Genomic DNA, 21,832 nt, shown 5'->3' with positions numbered 1-21,832 from the left:
AATGAATTTAGATTTTTCGGCGATTACGCCTTCGATACCATATATACTAAAAGGTTTAGAAGTTACTTTGAAAATTGTAGCGGTATCAGCTTTAGCAGGATTTATTTTAGGAACGCTATTAGCACTTTGTAAAATTGTTAGAATACGAGCATTAAATATAGCAGCAGATTTTTATACATCAATTTTTCGTGGTACACCACTTGTATTGCAATTAATGATTATTTATTTCGGCGTCCCACAAATAATTGGTTATGAAATACCAGCATTCTTAGCAGCTGTACTTGCGTTTAGCTTGAATTCAGGTGCATACATGTCAGAAGTAATTCGTGCTGGTATTCAAGCGGTTGATAAAGGACAAACAGAAGCAGCAATGGCTTTAGGGATACCATACGGAAAAATGATGAGAAATATTATTTTCCCTCAAGCATTAAAAAATATATTACCAGCGCTTGTGAATGAATTTGCGACACTTACGAAAGAATCGGCTGTAGTAACAGTAATAGGCGCGACTGATTTAATGCGTCGTGCTTACATTGTAGGCGGTGAGACATTTAAATATCTTGAACCATTACTTTTTGTTGGACTGATTTATTATATGTTAGTCATTATTCTTACATTAGTCGGGAAGGCAATTGAAGGGAGAATGAAGAAAAGTGATTAAAATTGAAAACCTTCATAAATCATTTGGTAAAAACGAAGTATTAAAAGGAATTACAACAACGATTGAAAAAGGGGAAGTAGTTGCAATTATAGGACCTTCTGGATCAGGAAAATCAACATTTTTACGTTGTATGAATATGTTAGAAGCACCAACGGATGGTCACATTTGGATTGGAACGGAAGAAGTAACCAATCCGAAAACGAATGTTATGCATGTTCGTGAAAATGTCGGTATGGTATTTCAGCATTTTCACTTATTTCCTCATATGACTGTATTAGAAAATATTACGTATGCTCCTATCAATGTAAGAGGGGTAACGAAGCAAGAAGCTGAAAAGAAAGCTGAGAAACTTTTAGAAAAGGTTGGATTAGTAGATAAAAAAGATACGTATCCAAATCGTCTTTCGGGAGGACAAAAGCAACGTGTAGCAATTGCAAGAGCGTTAGCAATGGAACCGGAAGTTATGTTATTTGATGAACCGACATCGGCGCTAGATCCAGAGATGGTGAAAGAAGTGTTAGAAGTTATGAAATCGTTAGTTACGACAGGAATGACGATGGCTATCGTTACACATGAAATGGGTTTTGCAAAAGAAGTGGCAGATCGTGTTCTTTTCTTGGACGGAGGAAAGCTTGTAGAAGATAGTGCGCCAGAAGAATTTTTTGCAGCGCCGAAAAGTGAACGTGCGCAACAATTTTTACAAAAAATATTGTAATATGAAAAGGTTATGTGAATAATAAGTAGAAAAGGATGACATTGTGTCATCCTTTTTTTATACTAGCTGTAAATACGTTTATACATATAGGAGTAATGATATGTTTAAAATTGGATATCGTACAGTAAAAACAGCAATAGGGACAGGCGCGGCAGTTTTTATTGCTCAGTTATTAGGGTTAGAATTTTATAGTTCAGCAGGTATTTTAGTTATTTTATGTGTACAAAATACGAAGCGCAAATCGCTTCAAGTGTCGTTACATCGTTTTCTAGCGTGTGTATTATCAATGGTATTCGCGTTTTGTATTTTTGAAACGATAGGCTATACACCACTTGCAATTAGCATATTGTTACTTACATTTATTCCGACTGCAGTAATGCTTAAAATTCAAGAAGGTATTGTCACGAGTTCAGTTATTGTTATGCATCTATATTCATTGAAGCAAATTACATGGCTTATAGTTGGAAATGAAATTGCTATATTAACGATAGGGATTAGCGTGGCGTTATTAGTAAATATGTATATGCCGAGTAGTGAAAATAAGCTAAAAGAGTATCAGGATAAAATAGAGAGTAATTTTAAAACGATTTTGTTTGAAATGGTTGTGTATTTACGAAATCGAGAAAGTAGTTGGAGTGGAGCAGAACTCATTGAAACCGAGAATATGTTAAATGAAGCAAGGGATTTATCGTTTAAAAAACTTGAGAATGCATTTATGCGAGAAGATGATTATTACTATCGTTATTTTAATATGCGCATGCAACAATTCGAAATTTTAGAGCGAATGATACCACTAGCAGCTTCTTTATCGTGGACATATGAACAAGCTGACATGATTGCAGATGTTGTTGAAAACATTGGTAATGCTATTAGCCCTGAGAGTACTGGCGTTATTTCCTTAAGGCAGCTTCAAGAAATGAGGGAATTATTTAGAGACATGCCATTGCCAGTTACACGCGAAGAATTTGAGATACGTGCGAAACTTGTTCAACTTGTGTATGAAATGGAACAATATTTACTCATTAAAAGTCGCTTTAAGGGAAAGGATAATATAAAAGAACTTATATAGAAGGTAGGAATTATCTATGCCGTATCTTCTCTCTATCATATTATGTCTTTCTTTATCGCCGATTTGGCCTCTTGGGGATAATCCACGTGCCGGAGATCCTTTTATTATTGTAAATAAAGCAACGAATAAATTAGCTTACATTGACGATGGAAAGATTCAAAAGGTTTTTCCAGTAGCGACAGGGAAAACGAATGAATTAACTCCAGAAGGAACTTTTGATGTTGTAATGAAAGCAAAGGATCCGTATTACATTGCGAAGGATATTCCAGGTGGATCGCCAAAAAATCCACTTGGGTCAAGGTGGATTGGATTTAATGCAAGAGGAACTGATGGAAGTAAATATGGAATACATGGAACAAACCAACCGAGTTCAATTGGAAAGTATATTTCACAAGGGTGTATAAGAATGAAGAAAAACGATGTGGAATATTTGTTTGATCGCATTCCAATTGGAACGAAAGTATGGATTGTGAAATCGAAAAAATCATTTCAGCAATTGGCAAAAGAAAAAGGAGCCGTTGCATATGAAAAAGCCAACGAAAAGGTTGGCTTTTTCTATTATAATAAGTTGTCTTGACATGTGTACATAACCGTGCGTTAATGAGAGTATAGAAAGATAAAATTAGATAAAGGGGTTGCTCATATGTACTTGAATCCGAAACTTTCATATATGCAGTTTTTTATGGGATTTCTATTTGTTATTACATTCATATTGGCAACTTTTAATATATGTTCTTATCTTGTAGCGATTGTATGTATGGCATTACTTAATCTCACTTTTGTTATTGGGGCATTTCAGCAGAAACAATATACAAGTTTTGTAATAGCACTTGTAATGTCATTTTCCTTTAGTATTGTAGCGATTGTGTTTTATATAAAATAAACCATCTCGATGTCGAGATGGTTTATTTTTTCATGTGTAAAAAGTAAAAAAAGGACGAACACATCGCCCTTTTTACCAAAACATACTCGCGCCAGCAAGTAATGTTGTTACAAGCATAGAAATTAGCATCACATAAACCATAATTTTTTGAGCTTTTTTATGCATCGTTATACCTCCTTGCAAATCAGTACAATTTCATTGTAACGAGAAATGAAATTATGGACAAGAGGAGAGTGAGGACAAAATTCGGGAGGGGATTGCAAAATATAACAGGAAATTTGAGTGTGTATAGAGAATATAGTTAAAGGGTATATTGTTAATTTTTAGTTGAGCAAGCTGAAGAATGGAGATACGATGATGAAAATATACGAAACAGATCGTTTATACTTAAGGGAAATTGATGAGTCGTATGCTGAAACAGTTCTTCAATATTACGACAGAAATCGTGAATTTTTAAAAGCTTGGGAAGAGTATAGACCGGATGATTTTTTTACGCTAGATTATCAAAAGAAAAAATTGCAAAAGGATAGAAAAGAGTTCGAAGAAGGGAAAATCATCAGACTATGGATTTTTAAAAAGGGTGATGATACGAAAATAATTGGGTGTATTTCATTTAATTTAATCGTTCGTGGCATTTATCAATCTTGTGTACTCAGTTATAAATTAGATAAAGCAGAGTTAAACAAAGGGTATACGACAGAAGCACTTAGAAAAGCGATTCAAGTTGCTTTTGAGGAATTTCAGTTACATCGTATAGAAGCTCCGATTATGCCTCGTAATTTAGCATCTATACAAGTAGTAACGAAGATAGGTTTTCAATATGAAGGCGTGTCTAGGAAGATGTTAATGGTAAATGGCGTGTGGGAAGATCATATGCGCTGGGTATTATTAAATGAGTAATAGAAAGCAGATGGTTATCTAGACATGTAAACCATCTGTTTTTTGTCTTGTATTTCGAAACTTTTGCGAAATTCTGTTATAATTAATAGTGTTACATACATAATGGTAGTGCAGGAGGCGCAGTCTTATGATTAATCAAGAACGTTTAGTAAATGAATTTATGGAATTAGTACAAGTAGATTCTGAAACGAAATTTGAAGCAGAAATCTGCACAGTATTAACGAAGAAATTTACAGATTTAGGTGTAGAAGTATTTGAAGATGACACAATGGCTGTAACTGGTCATGGTGCAGGTAACTTAATTTGTACTTTACCAGCAACAAAAGAGGGTGTTGATACAATTTACTTTACTTCTCATATGGATACAGTAGTTCCTGGTAATGGAATTAAGCCTTCTATTAAAGATGGATATATCGTATCAGACGGTACAACAATTTTAGGTGCGGATGATAAAGCTGGATTAGCATCAATGTTCGAAGCAATCCGTGTTTTAAAAGAGAAAAATATCCCTCATGGTAAAATTGAATTTATTATTACAGTCGGAGAAGAATCAGGTCTTGTTGGTGCAAAAGCATTAGACCGTGAGCGTATTACAGCGAAATATGGCTACGCATTAGATAGCGATGGAAAAGTTGGTGAAATCGTTGTTGCAGCTCCAACACAAGCGAAAGTGAACGCAATTATTCGCGGGAAAACAGCTCACGCTGGTGTAGCGCCGGAGAAAGGTGTATCTGCAATTACTATCGCAGCGAAAGCAATTGCGAAGATGCCACTTGGTCGCATTGACTCTGAAACGACTGCAAATATTGGACGTTTTGAAGGTGGTACACAAACGAATATCGTTTGCGATCATGTACAAATCTTTGCAGAAGCTCGTTCTTTAATCAATGAGAAAATGGAAGCACAAGTTGCGAAAATGAAAGAAGCATTTGAAACAACTGCAAAAGAAATGGGCGGTCATGCAGACGTTGAAGTAAACGTTATGTACCCAGGATTTAAATTTGCTGATGGCGATCACGTTGTAGAAGTCGCAAAACGTGCAGCTGAAAAAATTGGTCGTACACCTTCTCTTCACCAAAGTGGTGGCGGAAGTGATGCAAACGTAATTGCAGGACATGGTATCCCAACAGTTAACTTAGCAGTTGGTTATGAAGAAATTCATACAACAAACGAGAAGATTCCTGTTGAAGAGTTAGCAAAAACAGCAGAATTAGTTGTTGCAATTATTGAAGAAGTAGCGAAGTAATGGAATAGAAAAAGCGTGTAAATCAATTGTGATTTACACGCTTTTTATTTTGACTCGATTGCTTTGACAAAACGTATAAGCCAATATAAGAAAACCTATGGAAGTATATACGTTGTTGCTACATATACTAGACGAGGGAATAATCCTAACGTATTCATATTGAAAATGGGAAGTAGTAAATAATTAATTGCAATGATTAATATAACAAAAAGGAATGTATAGTTGAGTTTATCCCGCTATTTGCCGGGCAGTAACACCCCTACCTCAAAATTCAGCGAAAGTAAAAAAGTTAGGTGGGGCCCTGCTGCCCGTAAAGGCCCGATTGGTGAGGGCTGATTAAACTTTCACTTTATTATATATCCTCTTTATATCGACTATAAAAAAGAACAAGTAATTATTATAACTATTGTGCAAAATTTGATATAATAAAAGAACGAACGTTCTGATTAGGAGTGAGTACTATGCGAGAAATGTATCCGAAAAATGGTCGTGTAATTTTACATGTAGATATGAATTGTTTTTTCGCATCTGTTGAAATTGCTCATGATCCATCATTACAAGGAAAGCCATTAGCGGTTGCTGGAAATGAAAAAGAGAGAAAAGGAATTATTATAACATGTAGTTATGAGGCGAGAGAATACGGAATACGTACGACGATGCCCCTTTGGGAAGCGAAAAGGTTATGCCCGCAATTAGTTGTAAGGCGTCCTAATTTCACATTATATCGCGAAGCTTCATTTCAAATGTTTCAAGTCATTTCTCGTTTTACAGAAAAGATACAACCAGTCTCAATAGATGAAGGATATTTAGATATTACAGATTGCTACGCACTTGGTTCGCCTCTTGAAATAGCAAAGATGATTCAACAAGCACTACTAACAGAGTTGCAGCTTCCGTGTAGTATCGGAATCGCTCCAAATCTTTTCCTAGCAAAAACAGCTTCTGATATGAAAAAACCTCTCGGTATTACCGTACTTCGAAAACGTGATATTCCAGAAATGATTTGGCCACTTCCAGTTGAAGCAATGCATGGGATTGGAGAAAAAACAGCTGAAAAATTAAATGAAATTCATATACATACAATTGAACAATTAGCGAAGGGAGACGAGCATATCATTCGCGCTAAAATTGGGAAGCACGGTATTGATTTACAGAAGCGTGCAAAAGGTACGGATGATAGGGAAGTGGATCCGAGTCAAATGGGCCAACATAAAAGTGTCGGTAACTCGATGACTTTTTCAAAGGATATGGATGAAGAGAAAGAATTACTTGATATGTTAGAACGGTTATCAAAATCAGTGAGTAAAAGATTACAAAAGCGAACCCTTGTCAGCTATAATATTCAAATTATGATTAAATACCATGATAGGCGAACAGTAACACGGAGTAAGCAATTGAAAAATGCAATTTGGGAGGAACGTGATATTTTTCAAGCAGCATCCCGTTTATGGAAGCAACATTGGGATGGTGATTCTGTTCGTTTACTAGGTGTTACAGCTACTGAAATAGAGTGGAAGACAGAATCGGTGAAACAATTAGATTTGTTTTCATTTGAAGAGGATGCGAAAAAAGAACCACTACTTGCTGTCATTGATCAAATTAATGATAAGTATGGAACACCAATTTTACAACGAGGTAGTCAACTACTACGTAAGCAAGAGAAGTCGTTTCAACAAAAGTTAGAAAATAAGTTTATGTAGAAGGTGTCATGAAGTAGTAAAATCATGACACCTTTCCTATTATACAGGCACCAAGTGATGAGAATGGAATATAAATCCCGATTGCCATAATAAGCATGAATGTAATTAAGAGCCAGCTTACTTTGTTTACACCTTTATCAAAGCTTGTTTCTACACGCTTTCCAATTACCTTATTTGCTAAAGAGCGGAAATACGTATCGGTACTTGTTGAGATGCCAACAGCTTTTGCGCTACCACTTACAATATTTGTTCCCATGAAGCAAAGGTTTTCCGTATCGAGTGGATTGTAATTTTTTTCATGTTTTTCGGTAAGATATGCTTATTTTCTGTATGGTAGCAGTGTTCGTATTTTTCTACAGGAAGTGCTTCCCCTGTCAAAGAAGATTGATTAAAAAATAAATCTTTAATTGAAAATCAAAAATGGTTGTTTAATGAGCAGGAAGATTTATGTTCTCATGGAGAAATATATTTAAATGTGGCTGGAACGATTATTACGCAGACAGGTATGGATGAGGAATGGGGAATAAGTGAATCAGCTTTAGCTTTGTTACGAACTTTAGATAAAGAATATATTTGTGATATTGAAAATGAAGAGGGGCTTATTTTGCACGGATGTGGCACTATGTTAATGTTAGGATGCCCAATTTCAATTCATTGGACTATAAACCATATAGGTGAAAACGTGATTTTAAAGGACTTTGTCAAAGTTATTTCTACTAATCAAAAGGCTATATACTATGAAGGACTTCATATAGAATTGAATGAAAATGAATATAGAAAACAAATTGTTTCTTTTGCACTACAAGCAAAAGAATTATTTAATAAATCAAGTGAAAAGATAATTTCAAATGAGTTTGAGCGAAGTATGTATACCGACTTTTGGACGGAATATGATTATTTGTTAAATAAGTATAAATAAAAAAAGCACTGTAACTAGTGCTTTTTTTATTATAGATTACGAGATTGTAGGGTTTTCAAAAATAACAATCTCTGAACTGTTTGTAGTTGAAACGCGTTGGGCGTAATATGTTAAAGCTGAAGAAATATATGCTGGTAACGTATCATTTGTATGTGATGTTGTATATTCATGGATTAATTCCTTTAAAGTTGTCCATTCTAATTGTGCTGGGTGATCAGACACGAAAGAACTTACCCAGCGATCAAATGAAGATGAAAAATCAGTTTGTAAACGAAATACTTCTTTCATAATAAAACGCTCCCTTAAAATGTAGTATAATTATTTTAACACAAAAAACGAACGATAGCTAAATTTTTTAAGTATAACGTTCGTGTTATATAGTTGTCTAGATGTTTCGTTATGTAAATTCAATTTGCCATTTGAAATAACATTCCGTAAGATGAGAGATAGAGTATATTTAGAGCTGGAGGAAAGAAAGTGGAATTTGTATTTTTAGGAACTGGTGCAGGTGTTCCTTCAAAAGGAAGGAACGTTTCAGCAATTGCTTTACAATTGTTAGAAGAACGAGGACAAACTTGGTTATTTGATTGTGGTGAGGCCACGCAACATCAAATATTACATACATCTGTACGTCCGCGCCGCATTGAAAAAATATTTATTACGCATTTACATGGCGATCATATTTTTGGGTTGCCTGGTTTATTAGGTAGCCGTTCATTTCAAGGAGGAACTACGCCTTTAACGGTGTATGGACCGAAAGGAATTAAACAATTTATTGAAGTGGCATTATCGGTAAGTACGACACATGTGAAATATCCACTTGAAGTTGTGGAGATAACAGAAGAAGGTACCGTATTTGAAGATAATGAATTTTATGTAGAAACGAAAAGATTGTCACACGGTATAGAATGCTTTGGATATCGTATTGTAGAGAAAGATATACAAGGTGCTCTTTTAGTTGATAAGTTGCTTGAGATGGGTGTGAAACCAGGTCCAATCTTTAAACGTTTAAAAGATGGTGAAGTAGTTGAATTAGAGGATGGCACGATATTAAATGGAAATGAGTTTATCGGCCCACCTCAAAAAGGAAGAATTATTACTATCTTAGGTGATACGCGATATTGCGAAGCGAGTAGGGAGCTTGCGCAAGATGCAGATGTACTTGTCCATGAAGCGACTTTCGCAGCAGAAGATGAGCAACAAGCGTATGATTATTTTCATTCTACATCTAAGCAAGCTGCGAGCATTGCACTTCAGGCAAATGCGAAGCGACTAATATTAACTCACATTAGTTCTCGCTATCAAGGAGATACATATAAGGAATTATTGAAAGAGGCTAGAGAGTTGTTTTCTAATACAGAAATAGCGACAGATTTGAAATCATTCCCAGTAGAAAAATGATAATTTCGTAAAAAATGGTAACGGCGGGTTACCATTTTTTTATGTTTAAAAAAATTTAAAAATAAAACTGTTATTATTTTATACTTATACTTGGATGATACAGAAAATTAGGATGGTTTGAATATATAGGATAAAAATACGAAATAATGATTATTTAGAAAAACTGTTATATAAGTCAGATGACATACAAGTGATACAAATAGCAGAAATGGACTTTTATTCAGAACTTTTAAAATTCAACAAAAGTAAGCGTTTTATAAAAAACAAGCTATAATGAGGGCAGATTATAATTTATGATAAGTCACATGTATTTTAGTCATTATCGTAACAAGTGAAGTTGACTAAATCATGAGAGAGTAACACGAGAATTATAATAGGAAAGATATTACTATTATTTGTCATAAGTCTTTTTCACTTTTTAGCTAAACGATATGATTAGCAAGTGTATCTATTGCGAGTTCCTTAGTAGAAGCTTTTTATTAATAAGGTGGTGGAGATTTAATTGGTACACCACTCTTTAAAAGAGTTCAGAACATCAGCAGGTAGTATAGGCGGAATAGCGGGTGCAAATTTAGTTGCATTAGCAATGGTTATATCACTTGTTTATGCTATGCTTGCAATGGCTTCTGTGTTAAACTTTGGATTGCTACCAGACTTTATTGTGGATTATCTTGTATCATTTTTAAATGAAAATAATGCTAAGATTCTTATGTATTATGATAACTGGTATTATTTCAGGTTATATTGGATTACTTTTATTCAAAAACTATCCAATTCGTACAGCAGAACAAATTCGTGGTACAACTGGAAAAGCGACAGATGTAGCAGCTTAATAGAATAGTAGAATAAATTTTTTTCATAGAGGTTTAGGGGGAGTTATGATGAAGTATCGCTCAGTATTTGATATTATCGGTCCAGTTATGATTGGACCATCAAGTTCACATACAGCAGGCGCAGCAAGAATGGGGCAAGTTGCTCGCCAGCTGTTTCGTCATGAACCAGAAAGAGTAAGCATTTCGTTATATGGATCATTTGCAAAGACGTATCGAGGGCATGGTACGGATGTAGCACTAATCGGTGGAATATTAGGATTTGAAACAGATGACTTACGTATTCCAGAGGCGCTAGAAATAGCAAAAGAGCGCGAAATTGAAGTGGAATTCATTGAAGAAGATGCCAATGCACCTCACCCAAATACAGCGAGAATTCGTTTGTATAAAGGTGAAGATGAAATTGAAGTTGTTGCTTGCTCAATTGGTGGCGGTAAAATTGAAGTTGTAGAATTAAACGGATTCGATCTTCAATTATCAGGCACGAGCCCAGCACTACTTATTGTAAATAACGATCGCTTCGGTGCTATTGCAGCGGTAGCTTCAATCCTTGCGAAACATGAGATTAACATTAGTACAATGAGTGTTTCTCGTAAAGAAAAAGGAAGAAGAGCACTTATGGTCATTGAAACAGATGAATTATTAGCAGATGAAGTAATTGAAGAAATAAAAGCGCAACAAAATATTTGTCAAGTAACTATTATGGAATAATTGCAGGGGGGACACACCATGTTTCGGAACGCAGCGGAACTAGTGGCGCAAGCTAAAGAACAAAATGTAAAAATCGCAGAAATTATGATTCAATGTGAAATGGAAACAAGAAGTATTTCACGTGAAGAAGTAATTGCTGGTATGGAAAAGAACTTAGTAGTGATGGAGCAAGCAGTAGAACGTGGTATTCGCGGCGTGAAATCACCAACTGGTTTAACTGGTGGAGATGCTGTAAAAGTTCAAGCGTATATGAAGAGCGGAAAAGGCTTATCAGGAGATACGATTTTGGACGCAGTAAGCAAAGCTGTTGCAACAAATGAAGTAAACGCGGCGATGGGAATTATTTGTGCAACACCAACAGCAGGGTCTGCTGGAACAGTGCCAGGTGTACTATTTGCACTAAGAGAAAAATTGCAGCCTACACGTGAAGAAATGATTGAATTCTTATTTACAGCAGGAGCTTTCGGTATGGTTGTTGCGAATAACGCTTGTATTTCTGGTGCAGCGGGAGGATGCCAAGCTGAAGTTGGTTCAGCAAGTGGAATGGCGGCTGCAGCTGCAGTTGAGATGGCTGGTGGAACACAAGATCAAGCAGCTACAGCGATGGCAATTTCATTAAAGAACATGCTTGGTTTAGTGTGTGATCCTGTTGCAGGACTTGTAGAAGTACCTTGTGTAAAACGTAATGCAGCAGGAGCTGCAAATGCGATGATTTCAGCAGATTTAGCATTAGCTGGTGTAACGAGTACAATTCCATGTGATGAAGTAATTGAGGCAATGTTTAGAATCGGACAAACGATGCCAGTAGCACTTCGTGAAACAGCAGAAGGTGGACTTGCAGCAACGCCAACTGGTCGTCGCCTGCAAGAAGAGATTTTTGGGAAGAACAATAACTAAGTGTAATTATAGAAAAAGGAGCTCAAATAAACTTGAGCTCCTTTTTCTATTTTTCTTTTGTTAGTTGTTCTAATGTTTTTCCAAGGTTATGTGATCGTTTCGTTGCCTGTGTAATACAAGAAATAAGTGCTTGTTGAAATTTATGTTCTTGTAATACTTCAATACCTGCTTCGGTAGTTCCACCAGGAGAAGTAATTTCCTTTCGCAAAATAGAAGGGTGTTTGTCACTTGCTTTTAGCATTTCAGCAGCACCAATCATCGTTTGAAGAATAAGTGATTTTGCAACATCTTCTTTTAAACCAATATTTTTTGCAGCTTCTTCCATAGCTTCCACTACGTAATAAATATAAGCAGGTCCACTTCCGGATAATGCAGTGACAGCATGCATATCTTCTTCCTCTACAACAGAGACGAGACCAATCGTTTCAAATAAAGATGTTGCAGTGCGAATATGCTCCGCTGTTGCATGTTTTGAAGGGGAGATAGCGGTAGCTGATTTTAAAATGGCTGCGGATGTATTTGGCATTGCACGAATAATTGGAATGTCTTTTTGAAGTAGTTTTCTAATTGAGTCAGTAGAAACACCTGCTAGTAATGAAATAATAAGCACGTTATTATTTATGTATTCTTTAAAAGGGGTAAGCGCCTCTGCAACATCCTTTGGTTTCATTGCTAGAAAAAGAATATTTGCATCAGTAAGTAATTCTTTTTTATTATGAGTACCTTTGACACCGTATTTTTTATGTAGCTCTTGTAATCTTGTCTCGTTAGAACGATTACTTACAGTAATTTGTTCACCTTTAACGACATTTGCATGTAACAAGCCACCAATAATAGCTTCGGCAATAGAGCCTGCACCGAGAAAGGAAATGTTTTGAATAGACATGATGTTCCTCCTTTAATTTTGGTTAGAAATTCTTATAAATGTACATACATTCGTTTTTTTATAGGAAACACCTCTTTTTGTCTGAAAATAATGACAAATATATATAGAAGTTGTAAACTGAAGAAGTATTCATTTTTGAACCGGAAAGAGACAGGGGGGCTAAGCATGACGGCGATTCACCGAATGGAGATTCCTGTACCATTTGCAGTGGAAACTGTGAATGTGTTTTTAGTTGAGGGGGAGACATTAACATTAATTGATACAGGGACGAATACAGAAGAGGCAAGGAATGCGTTAGAAAGTCAATTAGGTGCATTAGGGCATACGATAGAAGAAATTGAAACAGTAGTCATTACGCATCATCATGCAGATCATTGTGGACTTTTAAATATATTTTCTGAGAAGACGAATATTATTGGACATCCTTGGAATGAGCCTTGGATTACACAAAATCCAGAATTTTTAAAGCGGTATCATGAATTTTTTAGAGAGACGGCCTTACAGTTTGGTGTGCCAGCAGCATTTTTGAAAGACGAGTCGTTATTGACGACGAGGACACTTAAATATTCTTGTAATAGATCGTTAACGCATACTGTCAGAGAAGGAGATCGTATTGATTCTTTGCCTGGATTTATAGTACTTGAAACACCAGGTCATGCTTCTACTCATATTTCTTTATATAGAGAATCTGATGGAATATTAATTGGTGGAGATGCTCTCATTAGTCATATTTCTTCGAATCCAATACTAGAACCGCCATATGAAGGGCAAACAGAGCGGGCACGCCCATTACTACAATATAATCAAACATTACAGCGTTTAAGCGAAATGAATATTTCACGCATTTTATCAGGGCATGGGGAAGATGTTCTAAATGTGAAACAACTTATTGAAACGAGATTACAAAAGCAAGAAACACGTGCTTTTAAAGTGCTTGAGTTATTAAAGGAAAAACCAATGACAGCATTTGAAGTATGTGTAAAACTATTTCCGGTATTATATAAAGAACAGTTACCACTTACTATTTCAGAAACGGTTGGACAATTGGACTATTTAGCATATAATCAACAAGTGATGATTGATGAGTCATCGCAACGATTGATTTATTATGCAAAGTAGGTGACAGCAATGACAGGACGTTTACAAAATAAAGTAATCGTCATTACAGGTGCTTCTAGTGGGATTGGTGAGCAAGTTGCAATGCAAGTTGCAGCACAGGGAGCGACTCCCGTATTAATGGCTCGAACAGAAGAGAAACTACAAGCGTTAGTAGACAAAATTAAAGAAACTTATAATACGCCTTGCTATTATTATGTATTAGATGTAAGTGAAGAGATAGAAGTACAGTCTGTTTTTTCAAAGGTATTACAAGAAGTAGGACGTATTGATATATTAGTAAACAACGCGGGATTTGGTATTTTTAAAACGTTTGAAGATGCGTCAATGGATGAAGTAAAAGATATGTTCCAAGTAAATGTATTTGGATTAGTAGCATGTACGAAAGCGGTACTACCTTATATGGTAAACAAGAACGAAGGACATATTATTAATATTGCTTCACTTGCTGGAAAAATTGCAACTCCGAAATCGAGTGCTTATGCAGCAACGAAACATGCTGTATTAGGTTTTACGAATAGTTTACGCATGGAATTAGCGAATACACATATTTATGTTACAGCAATTAATCCAGGTCCGATAGATACAAACTTTTTTGAAATAGCGGATCAATCTGGTACATATGTAAAGAATATGGGACGTTACATGTTAAAACCAACATACGTAGCAGAACAAATCGTAAAGTCGATGCACACGAAAAAACGTGAAGTAAACTTACCGAAGTGGATGGGAATTGGCCCGAAACTTTATGCTTTATTCCCAGGTTTATTTGAACGTGTAGCAGGTAAATCATTAAGTAAAAAATAGGAGATTTCCACATGGAAATCTCCTATTTTTTATTGTTTTCCAGTCACATAATCATAAACAATATCCTCAATCTCCTCGTATAAATCAATTTCAATATTTGAATGAGTCACCGTTTGAATATGTTTCACTAGCATTTCCCGATCTTCTTTTGATATTGGACTGCATTGATATTGTTGAAAACTTTTTATAATCATTTTCTCAATTAATTTTTCGTTCATATTTTTTCCCGCCTGTATGTACGTATGTATTGTTTTATTGTACTTGAAGTGAAATAAAAAAACTACCATGCACTATTTGTGTATAAAAATTCGGTTGTGCATATTGTTTTTCTAGTAAAATTAAGTTTTTTTAGTTTTAAAAATTTATAAATATTTAATTGACTCTATAAATATACAATATTATAATCATACTTAATTTAAAGAATCAATATGAGGAGGAACTTATGAAAGTCGCAATTATTGGAGCCACTGGATATGGGGGCATTGAGTTAATTCGTTTATTAGAACAACATCCATATTTTTCTATAGCATCTCTTCATTCTTTTTCACAAGTTGGTGAGTGTATAACAAATGTATATCCACACCTTCGAAATGTTCTCGTTCATACGTTACAAGAAATTGATGTGGAGACAATAGGGAAAGAAGCAGAAATTGTATTTCTAGCAACACCAGCAGGAGTATCGGCGAAGTTAACTCCCAAGTTATTAGCAGAAGGTTTAAAAGTAATTGACCTATCTGGAGACTTTCGTATGATAGATCCTTCGTCATATGAACTGTGGTATAAAAGGCCAGCAGCGAAAGAAGAAATTCTTAGAAAAGCAGTGTATGGGTTAAGTGAATGGAAAAGGTCTGAGATTCAAAATGCAAATTTAATTGCAAACCCAGGATGTTTTGCTACAGCCACATTGCTAGCGATAGCGCCGTTAGTACGTAGCGGCATGATTGAAGAAGATTCGATTATTATTGATGCGAAATCAGGGGTATCAGGAGCAGGAAAAACACCAACAACAATGACTCATTTTCCTGAGCTATACGATAACTTACATATCTATAAAGTAAACCAGCATCAGCACGTTCCAGAGATTGAGCAAATGCTTACAGAATGGAATAGTGAATTACAGCCAATTACATTTAGCACACATTTAATACCGATATCACGAGGAATCATGATTACACTTTATGCAAAAGTAAAACAAAAGATGGAAATAAAGCAACTTCAAAAATTGTATGAAGAAACGTATGAACAATCGCCTTTCATCCGAATTTGTACGCAAGGCAAATTTCCAAGTCCAAAGGAAGTGAGAGGCTCAAATTATTGTGATATTGGCATAGCTTACGATGAAAGAACAGAAAGAGTTACGGTCGTTTCTGTTATAGACAATATGATGAAAGGCGCGGCTGGGCAAGCGATGCAAAATGCAAACATAATAGCGGGACTAGAAGAGACAACAGGTTTACAACATATGCCGCTTTATCCATAAGGGGGACATGATGATTAAAGTAGCGTCTATTACAAAATTAGAAAATGGTTCAATTGTAACGCCGAAAGGCTTTTCGGCAATTGGTACTGCAAATGGTTTGAAAAAGGAGAAAAAGGATTTAGGTGCCATCGTTTGTGATGTACCAGCATCATGTGCCGCTGTGTATACAACGAATCAAATACAAGCAGCCCCCTTGCAAGTAACGAAGGATAGTATAACGGCTGAGGGGAAATTACAAGCTATTATCGTTAATAGTGGAAATGCAAATGCTTGTACAGGAATGAAAGGATTGCAAGATGCTTACGAGATGCGCGCATTAGGGGCAGAACATTTTGGGATGAAAGAAAACTACGTTGCAATAGCCTCAACAGGTGTAATTGGTGTTCCGCTGCCGATGGATATAATCCGAAAGGGAGTTGCAACTCTTATACCGACGAAGGAAGAAAGTGAATCATATTCTTTTTCGGAAGCAATTTTAACGACGGATCTTATAACGAAAGAAACTTGCTATGAAATGATTATTGATGGGAAGAAAGTGGCGATTGCTGGTGTTGCAAAAGGTTCAGGGATGATTCATCCGAATATGGCAACGATGCTTAGTTTTATTACGACAGATGCCAATATAGAACATGAAGAATTGCAAACAGCATTATCACAAATAACGAATCGTACATTTAATCAAATTACGGTAGATGGAGATACTTCTACGAATGACATGGTCATCGTTATGGCAAGTGGATTATCAGAAACGAAACCAATCAATATGGAACATGCAGATTGGGAAACTTTCGTATTTGCTTTACAGAAGGTATGTGAAGATTTAGCGAAAAAAATCGCACAAGATGGTGAGGGCGCTACGAAGTTAATAGAAGTAAATGTGTTAGGAGCTCGAACGAATGAAGAGGCAAAGAAAATTGCAAAGAAAATAGTCGGTTCGAGTCTTGTGAAAACAGCAATACATGGTGAAGACCCAAACTGGGGGCGAATTATTAGCAGTATTGGACAAAGTGAAGTCACGATTAACCCAAATACAATTGATATTACTCTTCAATCTATTACGGTGCTGAAAAATAGTGAACCTCAAATGTTTTCTGAAGAGGAAATGGAAATGAAATTAAAAGAACATGAAATTATGATTGATGTGTATTTACATTTAGGAGAAGAGACAGGATCAGCTTGGGGCTGTGACTTAAGCTATGAATATGTGAAAATAAACGCTTGTTATCGTACATAAGGAGAGGGAAGATGAGCGATTATATTGTAGTGAAATGCGGCGGTAGTATGTTGGATCAATTAAATGATGTGTTTTTTGATTGTATAAAGAAATTACAGCAGAAGTATAAAGTAGTGATTGTCCATGGTGGTGGGCCAGAAATTGATGCCAAATTAAAAGATTGTAACATCAACGTAGAAAAAAGAGATGGATTACGCGTAACACCAAAAGAAGTTATGGATATTGTTCAAATGGTGCTATGCGGAAGTACGAATAAAAAACTCGTAATGAATTTACAAAAGCACAATTTACTTGCGGTAGGTTGTTCAGGGTGTGACGGCAATTTACTTCAAATTCAACCTGTCAACGAGGAGATAGGATATGTGGGAGAAGTAAGTTATGTCGAAACGTCCTTACTAAAAGGGGTAATGAATATGAATTATATTCCTGTTATTGCTCCAATCGGGGTAAATGGTAATGAAATTTATAACATAAATGCGGACAATGCTGCAGCTGGGATTGCGGCCGCGTTAGGGGCAAAAGAGCTTGTTTTTATTACGGATGTAGATGGAATATTACATGAAGGGAATTTGGTAAAGGAAACGGATGAATCTGAAATTGCTACTTTTATAGAAACAGGTGTTATTACAGGTGGGATGATTCCGAAAGTACAGGCGGCACTAGCATCATTAAAAATGGGAGTGCAAAAGATAAGTATTGTGAATGGTACAAAAGATTTTACTGAGGTTACGGGAGAGTGTATTGGAACGACGGTAACGAAAGGTGTGAGTATTGTATGACGAGTCATCTTTTTCAAACGTATGGCAGAAGAACTATTGAGTTTGTAAAGGGAACTGGAACGAAAGTTATTGATAATAAAGGTAAGCAATATTTAGATTTTACATCAGGAATTGGCGTATGTAATTTAGGACATTGTCACCCTACTGTTTTCAAAAGTGTACAAGAGCAACTTGATGATATATGGCATATATCTAACCTGTTTACAAACAGCTTACAAGAAGAAGTTGCGTCATTATTAACAGAAAATAGAGCATTAGATTATGTGTTTTTCTGTAATAGTGGGGCAGAGGCAAATGAAGCGGCTTTAAAGTTAGCACGTAAGCATACTGGAAAATCTCTCGTCGTAACATGCCAGCAGTCTTTTCACGGTAGAACATTTGGAACGATGAGTGCAACGGGCCAAGATAAGGTAAAAGAAGGATTTGGTCCATTACTTCCATCTTTTTTACATATCCCTTTTAACGATATTAAAGCATTAGAGGAAGTAATGAATGAAGAAGTTGCGGCGGTAATGGTAGAAGTTGTTCAAGGAGAGGGAGGAGTAATACCTGCTGATCTATCTTTTTTGAAAGAGATTGAAACATTATGTAATAAGTTCGGTTCCTTATTTATTATAGACGAAGTTCAAACGGGGATAGGAAGAACTGGAACACTATTCGCTTATGAACAAGTGCGAATAGAGCCTGATATCGTTACCGTTGCAAAGGCACTTGGGAATGGGATTCCTGTCGGAGCAATGATTGGCCGGAAAGAACTTGGAACATCGTTTCCTGCAGGATCACACGGTTCAACGTTTGGTGGAAATTATATTGCAATGGCTGCAGCGAAAGAAGTATTGCAAATAACTAAGAAACCATCGTTTTTAAAAGAAGTAAAGGAAAAGGGCGAGTACGTATTACAGAAGTTGCAAGAGGAATTACAGCATGTCGAATGTATTCAAAATATACGTGGTAAAGGGCTTATGATTGGGATTGAGTGTAAGCATGAAGTTGCAAGTTTTATAGAGCAACTAGAAAACGAAGGACTTCTCGTATTACAAGCAGGGCCTAATGTTATAAGACTATTACCGCCACTCATTGTCACGAATGAAGAGTTAGAACAGGCAGTATATATAATAAAAAAAGTAGTTTTTACAAAAAACGTATCAATTATATAAGGGGGAAGTTTCATGTCAACTGTACAAGTACCAAAATTAAATACGAAAGATCTTTTAACATTAGAAGAATTGACGCAAGAAGAAATCATTTCATTAATTGAGTTCGCTATATATTTAAAAAAGAATAAGCAAGAGCCTTTATTACAAGGCAAAATATTAGGGCTTATTTTTGATAAGCATTCAACTCGTACTCGTGTATCTTTTGAAGCGGGAATGGTACAACTCGGGGGACATGGTATGTTTTTAAGTGGGAAAGAGATGCAAATGGGAAGAGGAGAAACCGTTTCAGATACTGCGAAAGTATTATCACAGTATATTGACGGGATCATGATACGTACATTTTCACACGCGGATGTAGAAGAGCTTGCAAAAGAATCGAGTATTCCTGTTATTAACGGTTTAACGGATGATCATCATCCTTGTCAAGCATTGGCAGACCTCATGACGATATATGAAGAAACAAATACATTTAAAGGAATAAAATTGGCTTACGTAGGTGACGGAAATAATGTATGTCATTCATTGTTGCTAGCGAGTGCAAAAGTCGGAATGCATATGACTGTTGCAACGCCTGTAGGATATGAACCGAATGAAGAGATTGTAAAAAAAGCGTTAGCGATTGCCAAGGAAACAGGAGCTGAAATTGAAGTTTTGCATGATCCTGAATTAGCGGTGAATGAAGCAGATTTCATTTATACTGACGTTTGGATGAGCATGGGGCAAGAGGGCGAAAAAGAGAAATATACTTTATTTCAACCTTACCAAATCAATGACGAACTTGTTAAGCATGCGAAGCAAACATATCGTTTCTTACACTGTTTACCTGCCCATCGTGAAGAAGAAGTAACAGGAGAAATTATAGATGGACCACAGTCTATCGTCTTTGAGCAAGCTGGTAATCGATTGCATGCTCAAAAAGCGTTATTAGTGAGTTTATTTAAAAATGTAGAAGAGCCTTCCTAAAAGGGAGGTTTTTTTATATTAAAATGTTGGATGTATATTTGGTTAACCATTTTGATATCATTTATAATAAAAGAGAAAACTAAATTTGTTGTTCAGAGTGTGTAAGGACATACTACATATAAAAATATAGTTAAAGAGATGATGAGGGTGAAAACAACTAAGAAAACATATTCGTTTTTTCAGCGGATGTGGAGAATATTAAAGTTTCAATATTATAAGTTGCTTCGATCGCCAGAAGGCGCAAAGAAAGTATCGTTAGGGTTTGCTATAGGATTCGGCTTAGAAATGTTAGTCATTTATACGGCATCGCTCGTATATGTAATATTTTATCCAATCGTCAGGTTAGCAAAGGGATCTTTTCCTGCGGCAGTTATTGGCAATATTATTGGGAAAATATCGTTTCTCCCAGTATTTTTATTTCCGCTTGCGTATGCGCTAGGAAAAATGATTTATCCATTTCATGTACAGAAAATTCAACATGAACCATTTACGATATCGGACTTGTTTTCAAGTCACATTTTTACGATATTAAAGAGCTTATTACAAAGTGAAGTGTATGTATTAATTGGAATGACGATTTTAGGAGTTGGGTTTGGTCTCATTTCATATTTCGTTGTGCATTATTTATACGAAAAGAACCGTAAGTTACGTTTGAAGAAAAGGAAGAAACGAGTGAGAGAACCACTTGTACAATTATAAACAATGTCACATTCATTTTCTCCTTTGAATATGTTTAAGAAAAAGGAGGAGAGGATAATGTATTATTATTACGTACCTCAAGTATATCCATATGTAAGTTATTATCCGGTTTATGATACGAGTAGACAATACGAATTATATCGGCAACAACAATTACAGCAATTATCACAAATACCACAATTACCAACACAACAGCCTACGCAGGAAAAAAAACCATATTTAACAACATGGCCATATTCCAATGTATACTATGGTAACTATTACGAATCATAAAGCTGCTTCTATTTAGAAGCAGCTTTATACGTTTGTTTTCAAAATTAAATTTTGAATGGTTTGAAGAGAATGAATGAGCTTTTCGCGCTCTTCCTCAGATAATGTTTGGAAATTTTCTTTTAGTTTGTCTAAAATGAATTGCTGATACTGATTTACTAATAATTTCCCTTCAGCTGTTAGAGAAATTAAAATGACCCGTCGATCTTTTTCGCTATAATGACGCTCTATTAGTTCTTCTTGAATAAGTTTGTTTAATAGAGGTGTCATGTTAGGCCGTGAAATCGCTAGCCGCTTGCCGATTTCGGAAACTGCTAATGTGCCGTTTTCATGCAAAAGCAGTAATACTTGTGTATGTGATGGCGGCATATGTCTTTGAGAAGAAAATTCTCCAGGAAGCATAAATTTGCGATAAAAAAGAGGCACTAGCGAAAGAAGATGATCAACAATACGTTCCCACTCGCGTGATTCCATATAAAGGCCCCCTTCCACTATCATTGTAACAAAAA

At 35.8% G+C, this 21,832-nt stretch carries 26 protein-coding genes and 1 pseudogene; 21 read left to right on the top strand and 6 right to left on the bottom strand.

Annotation, left to right across the window (positions count from 1 at the left end):
- The first annotated feature begins 1 nt into the window (after position 1).
- The 5 genes from MR143_RS03545 (at position 2) to MR143_RS03525 (ending at position 3,328) form a co-directional block, all read left to right on the top strand.
- A complete protein-coding gene (locus MR143_RS03545) occupies positions 2-661 on the top strand; it encodes an amino acid ABC transporter permease (protein WP_001046920.1) in 660 nt (219 codons plus the stop codon).
- Entirely contained in the window at positions 654-1,376 is a 723-nt protein-coding gene (locus MR143_RS03540; protein ID WP_000590204.1) for an amino acid ABC transporter ATP-binding protein, read from the top strand. Before MR143_RS03545 ends, MR143_RS03540 begins: the two co-directional genes overlap by 8 nt.
- A gap of 100 nt (positions 1,377-1,476) precedes the next feature.
- Complete coding sequence (locus MR143_RS03535) at positions 1,477-2,445, top strand: aromatic acid exporter family protein (RefSeq protein WP_000472672.1); 969 nt, start codon at positions 1,477-1,479, stop codon at positions 2,443-2,445.
- A 16-nt stretch (positions 2,446-2,461) separates the two neighbouring features.
- Positions 2,462-3,022 carry a L,D-transpeptidase gene (locus MR143_RS03530; protein ID WP_001146566.1) on the top strand — a complete coding sequence of 187 codons (561 nt, stop codon included), beginning with the start codon at positions 2,462-2,464 and terminating at the stop codon, positions 3,020-3,022.
- Between the two features lie 66 nt (positions 3,023-3,088).
- Complete coding sequence (locus MR143_RS03525; RefSeq protein ID WP_000281167.1) at positions 3,089-3,328, top strand: DUF3894 domain-containing protein; 240 nt, start codon at positions 3,089-3,091, stop codon at positions 3,326-3,328.
- Between the two features lie 72 nt (positions 3,329-3,400).
- On the opposite strand, the gene prli42 is transcribed toward MR143_RS03525, so the two are convergent.
- Entirely contained in the window at positions 3,401-3,493 is a 93-nt protein-coding gene (gene prli42 / locus MR143_RS03520; protein ID WP_000549037.1) for a stressosome-associated protein Prli42, read from the bottom strand.
- Between the two features lie 189 nt (positions 3,494-3,682).
- On the opposite strand from prli42, the gene MR143_RS03515 reads away from it, so the two are divergent.
- The 3 genes from MR143_RS03515 (at position 3,683) to MR143_RS03505 (ending at position 7,174) form a co-directional block, all read left to right on the top strand.
- Positions 3,683-4,228: a GNAT family N-acetyltransferase gene (locus tag MR143_RS03515; protein ID WP_033672813.1), complete on the top strand. Its 546-nt coding sequence runs from the start codon at positions 3,683-3,685 to the stop codon at positions 4,226-4,228.
- A 127-nt stretch (positions 4,229-4,355) separates the two neighbouring features.
- A complete protein-coding gene (locus MR143_RS03510; RefSeq protein WP_000609824.1) occupies positions 4,356-5,474 on the top strand; it encodes a tripeptidase T in 1,119 nt (372 codons plus the stop codon).
- 461 nt (positions 5,475-5,935) lie between these two features.
- Positions 5,936-7,174 (top strand): DNA polymerase IV, encoded by a 1,239-nt coding sequence (locus tag MR143_RS03505; protein WP_001208853.1) that lies wholly within the window; start codon positions 5,936-5,938, stop codon positions 7,172-7,174.
- An 82-nt stretch (positions 7,175-7,256) separates the two neighbouring features.
- Here the strand turns inward: MR143_RS03505 and MR143_RS03500 are convergent.
- Positions 7,257-7,585 (bottom strand): annotated as a pseudogene (locus tag MR143_RS03500) (P-type ATPase actuator domain-containing protein); the annotation flags it as partial.
- Between MR143_RS03500 and MR143_RS03495 the strand changes: the two are divergent.
- A complete protein-coding gene (locus tag MR143_RS03495) occupies positions 7,581-8,093 on the top strand; it encodes a hypothetical protein (RefSeq protein ID WP_033690062.1) in 513 nt (170 codons plus the stop codon). The pseudogene MR143_RS03500 and the gene MR143_RS03495 overlap by 5 nt on opposite strands.
- A gap of 36 nt (positions 8,094-8,129) precedes the next feature.
- Here the strand turns inward: MR143_RS03495 and MR143_RS03490 are convergent, their stop codons facing one another.
- The gene (locus tag MR143_RS03490; RefSeq protein ID WP_000665709.1) at positions 8,130-8,381 is read right to left on the bottom strand and encodes a DUF3932 family protein; all 252 of its coding nucleotides are present in this window, start codon (positions 8,379-8,381) and stop codon (positions 8,130-8,132) included.
- A gap of 189 nt (positions 8,382-8,570) precedes the next feature.
- Here MR143_RS03490 and rnz point away from each other — a divergent pair, with 189 nt between their 5' ends.
- The 3 genes from rnz to sdaAA all read left to right on the top strand — a co-directional run bounded on the left by rnz (position 8,571) and on the right by sdaAA (position 11,932).
- On the top strand, positions 8,571-9,494 hold the full coding sequence (rnz, locus tag MR143_RS03485) for a ribonuclease Z (protein WP_000397455.1): 924 nt from the start codon (positions 8,571-8,573) through the stop codon (positions 9,492-9,494).
- A gap of 881 nt (positions 9,495-10,375) precedes the next feature.
- The gene (gene sdaAB, locus MR143_RS03475; protein WP_000877445.1) at positions 10,376-11,035 is read left to right on the top strand and encodes an L-serine ammonia-lyase, iron-sulfur-dependent subunit beta; all 660 of its coding nucleotides are present in this window, start codon (positions 10,376-10,378) and stop codon (positions 11,033-11,035) included.
- An 18-nt stretch (positions 11,036-11,053) separates the two neighbouring features.
- Positions 11,054-11,932 carry an L-serine ammonia-lyase, iron-sulfur-dependent, subunit alpha gene (gene sdaAA, locus MR143_RS03470; RefSeq protein ID WP_000489461.1) on the top strand — a complete coding sequence of 293 codons (879 nt, stop codon included), beginning with the start codon at positions 11,054-11,056 and terminating at the stop codon, positions 11,930-11,932.
- 46 nt (positions 11,933-11,978) lie between these two features.
- On the opposite strand, the gene proI is transcribed toward sdaAA, so the two are convergent.
- On the bottom strand, positions 11,979-12,818 hold the full coding sequence (gene proI, locus MR143_RS03465; RefSeq protein ID WP_000027247.1) for a pyrroline-5-carboxylate reductase ProI: 840 nt from the start codon (positions 12,816-12,818) through the stop codon (positions 11,979-11,981).
- 165 nt (positions 12,819-12,983) lie between these two features.
- On the opposite strand from proI, the gene MR143_RS03460 reads away from it, so the two are divergent.
- Both MR143_RS03460 and MR143_RS03455 read left to right on the top strand, forming a co-directional pair.
- The gene (locus MR143_RS03460) at positions 12,984-13,937 is read left to right on the top strand and encodes an MBL fold metallo-hydrolase (RefSeq protein WP_000125121.1); all 954 of its coding nucleotides are present in this window, start codon (positions 12,984-12,986) and stop codon (positions 13,935-13,937) included.
- Positions 13,938-13,946: 9 nt separating this feature from the next.
- A complete protein-coding gene (locus MR143_RS03455) occupies positions 13,947-14,741 on the top strand; it encodes an SDR family NAD(P)-dependent oxidoreductase (RefSeq protein WP_000147790.1) in 795 nt (264 codons plus the stop codon).
- 29 nt (positions 14,742-14,770) lie between these two features.
- Here the strand turns inward: MR143_RS03455 and MR143_RS03450 are convergent, their stop codons facing one another.
- Entirely contained in the window at positions 14,771-14,959 is a 189-nt protein-coding gene (locus MR143_RS03450) for a YqzH family protein (RefSeq protein ID WP_001003225.1), read from the bottom strand.
- Between the two features lie 224 nt (positions 14,960-15,183).
- On the opposite strand from MR143_RS03450, the gene argC reads away from it, so the two are divergent.
- From argC to MR143_RS03415, 7 genes are all read left to right on the top strand, one after another.
- The gene (argC, locus tag MR143_RS03445) at positions 15,184-16,221 is read left to right on the top strand and encodes an N-acetyl-gamma-glutamyl-phosphate reductase (protein ID WP_000861255.1); all 1,038 of its coding nucleotides are present in this window, start codon (positions 15,184-15,186) and stop codon (positions 16,219-16,221) included.
- 10 nt (positions 16,222-16,231) lie between these two features.
- The gene (gene argJ, locus MR143_RS03440) at positions 16,232-17,455 is read left to right on the top strand and encodes a bifunctional glutamate N-acetyltransferase/amino-acid acetyltransferase ArgJ (RefSeq protein WP_000598381.1); all 1,224 of its coding nucleotides are present in this window, start codon (positions 16,232-16,234) and stop codon (positions 17,453-17,455) included.
- Between the two features lie 11 nt (positions 17,456-17,466).
- Positions 17,467-18,234: an acetylglutamate kinase gene (gene argB, locus MR143_RS03435; protein WP_001286778.1), complete on the top strand. Its 768-nt coding sequence runs from the start codon at positions 17,467-17,469 to the stop codon at positions 18,232-18,234.
- Entirely contained in the window at positions 18,231-19,391 is a 1,161-nt protein-coding gene (locus MR143_RS03430) for an acetylornithine transaminase (RefSeq protein ID WP_000200542.1), read from the top strand. The genes argB and MR143_RS03430 overlap by 4 nt, the downstream gene beginning before the upstream one ends.
- Positions 19,392-19,403: 12 nt before the next feature.
- On the top strand, positions 19,404-20,354 hold the full coding sequence (argF, locus tag MR143_RS03425; protein WP_000108892.1) for an ornithine carbamoyltransferase: 951 nt from the start codon (positions 19,404-19,406) through the stop codon (positions 20,352-20,354).
- Between the two features lie 138 nt (positions 20,355-20,492).
- Entirely contained in the window at positions 20,493-21,053 is a 561-nt protein-coding gene (locus MR143_RS03420; RefSeq protein ID WP_033672806.1) for a DUF2062 domain-containing protein, read from the top strand.
- Between the two features lie 57 nt (positions 21,054-21,110).
- Complete coding sequence (locus MR143_RS03415) at positions 21,111-21,326, top strand: hypothetical protein (protein ID WP_000291961.1); 216 nt, start codon at positions 21,111-21,113, stop codon at positions 21,324-21,326.
- Positions 21,327-21,350: 24 nt separating this feature from the next.
- On the opposite strand, the gene MR143_RS03410 is transcribed toward MR143_RS03415, so the two are convergent.
- Complete coding sequence (locus MR143_RS03410) at positions 21,351-21,797, bottom strand: MarR family winged helix-turn-helix transcriptional regulator (RefSeq protein WP_000445819.1); 447 nt, start codon at positions 21,795-21,797, stop codon at positions 21,351-21,353.
- Between the last annotated feature and the right edge of the window lie 35 nt (positions 21,798-21,832).

The sequence above is a fragment of the Bacillus cereus group sp. BfR-BA-01347 genome, assembly GCF_022663835.1.
GTDB lineage: Bacteria > Bacillota > Bacilli > Bacillales > Bacillaceae_G > Bacillus_A > Bacillus_A thuringiensis_K.
The sequence above is the reverse complement of the archived record's forward strand: the minus strand, read 5'-3'. Positions and strand labels throughout refer to the sequence as shown.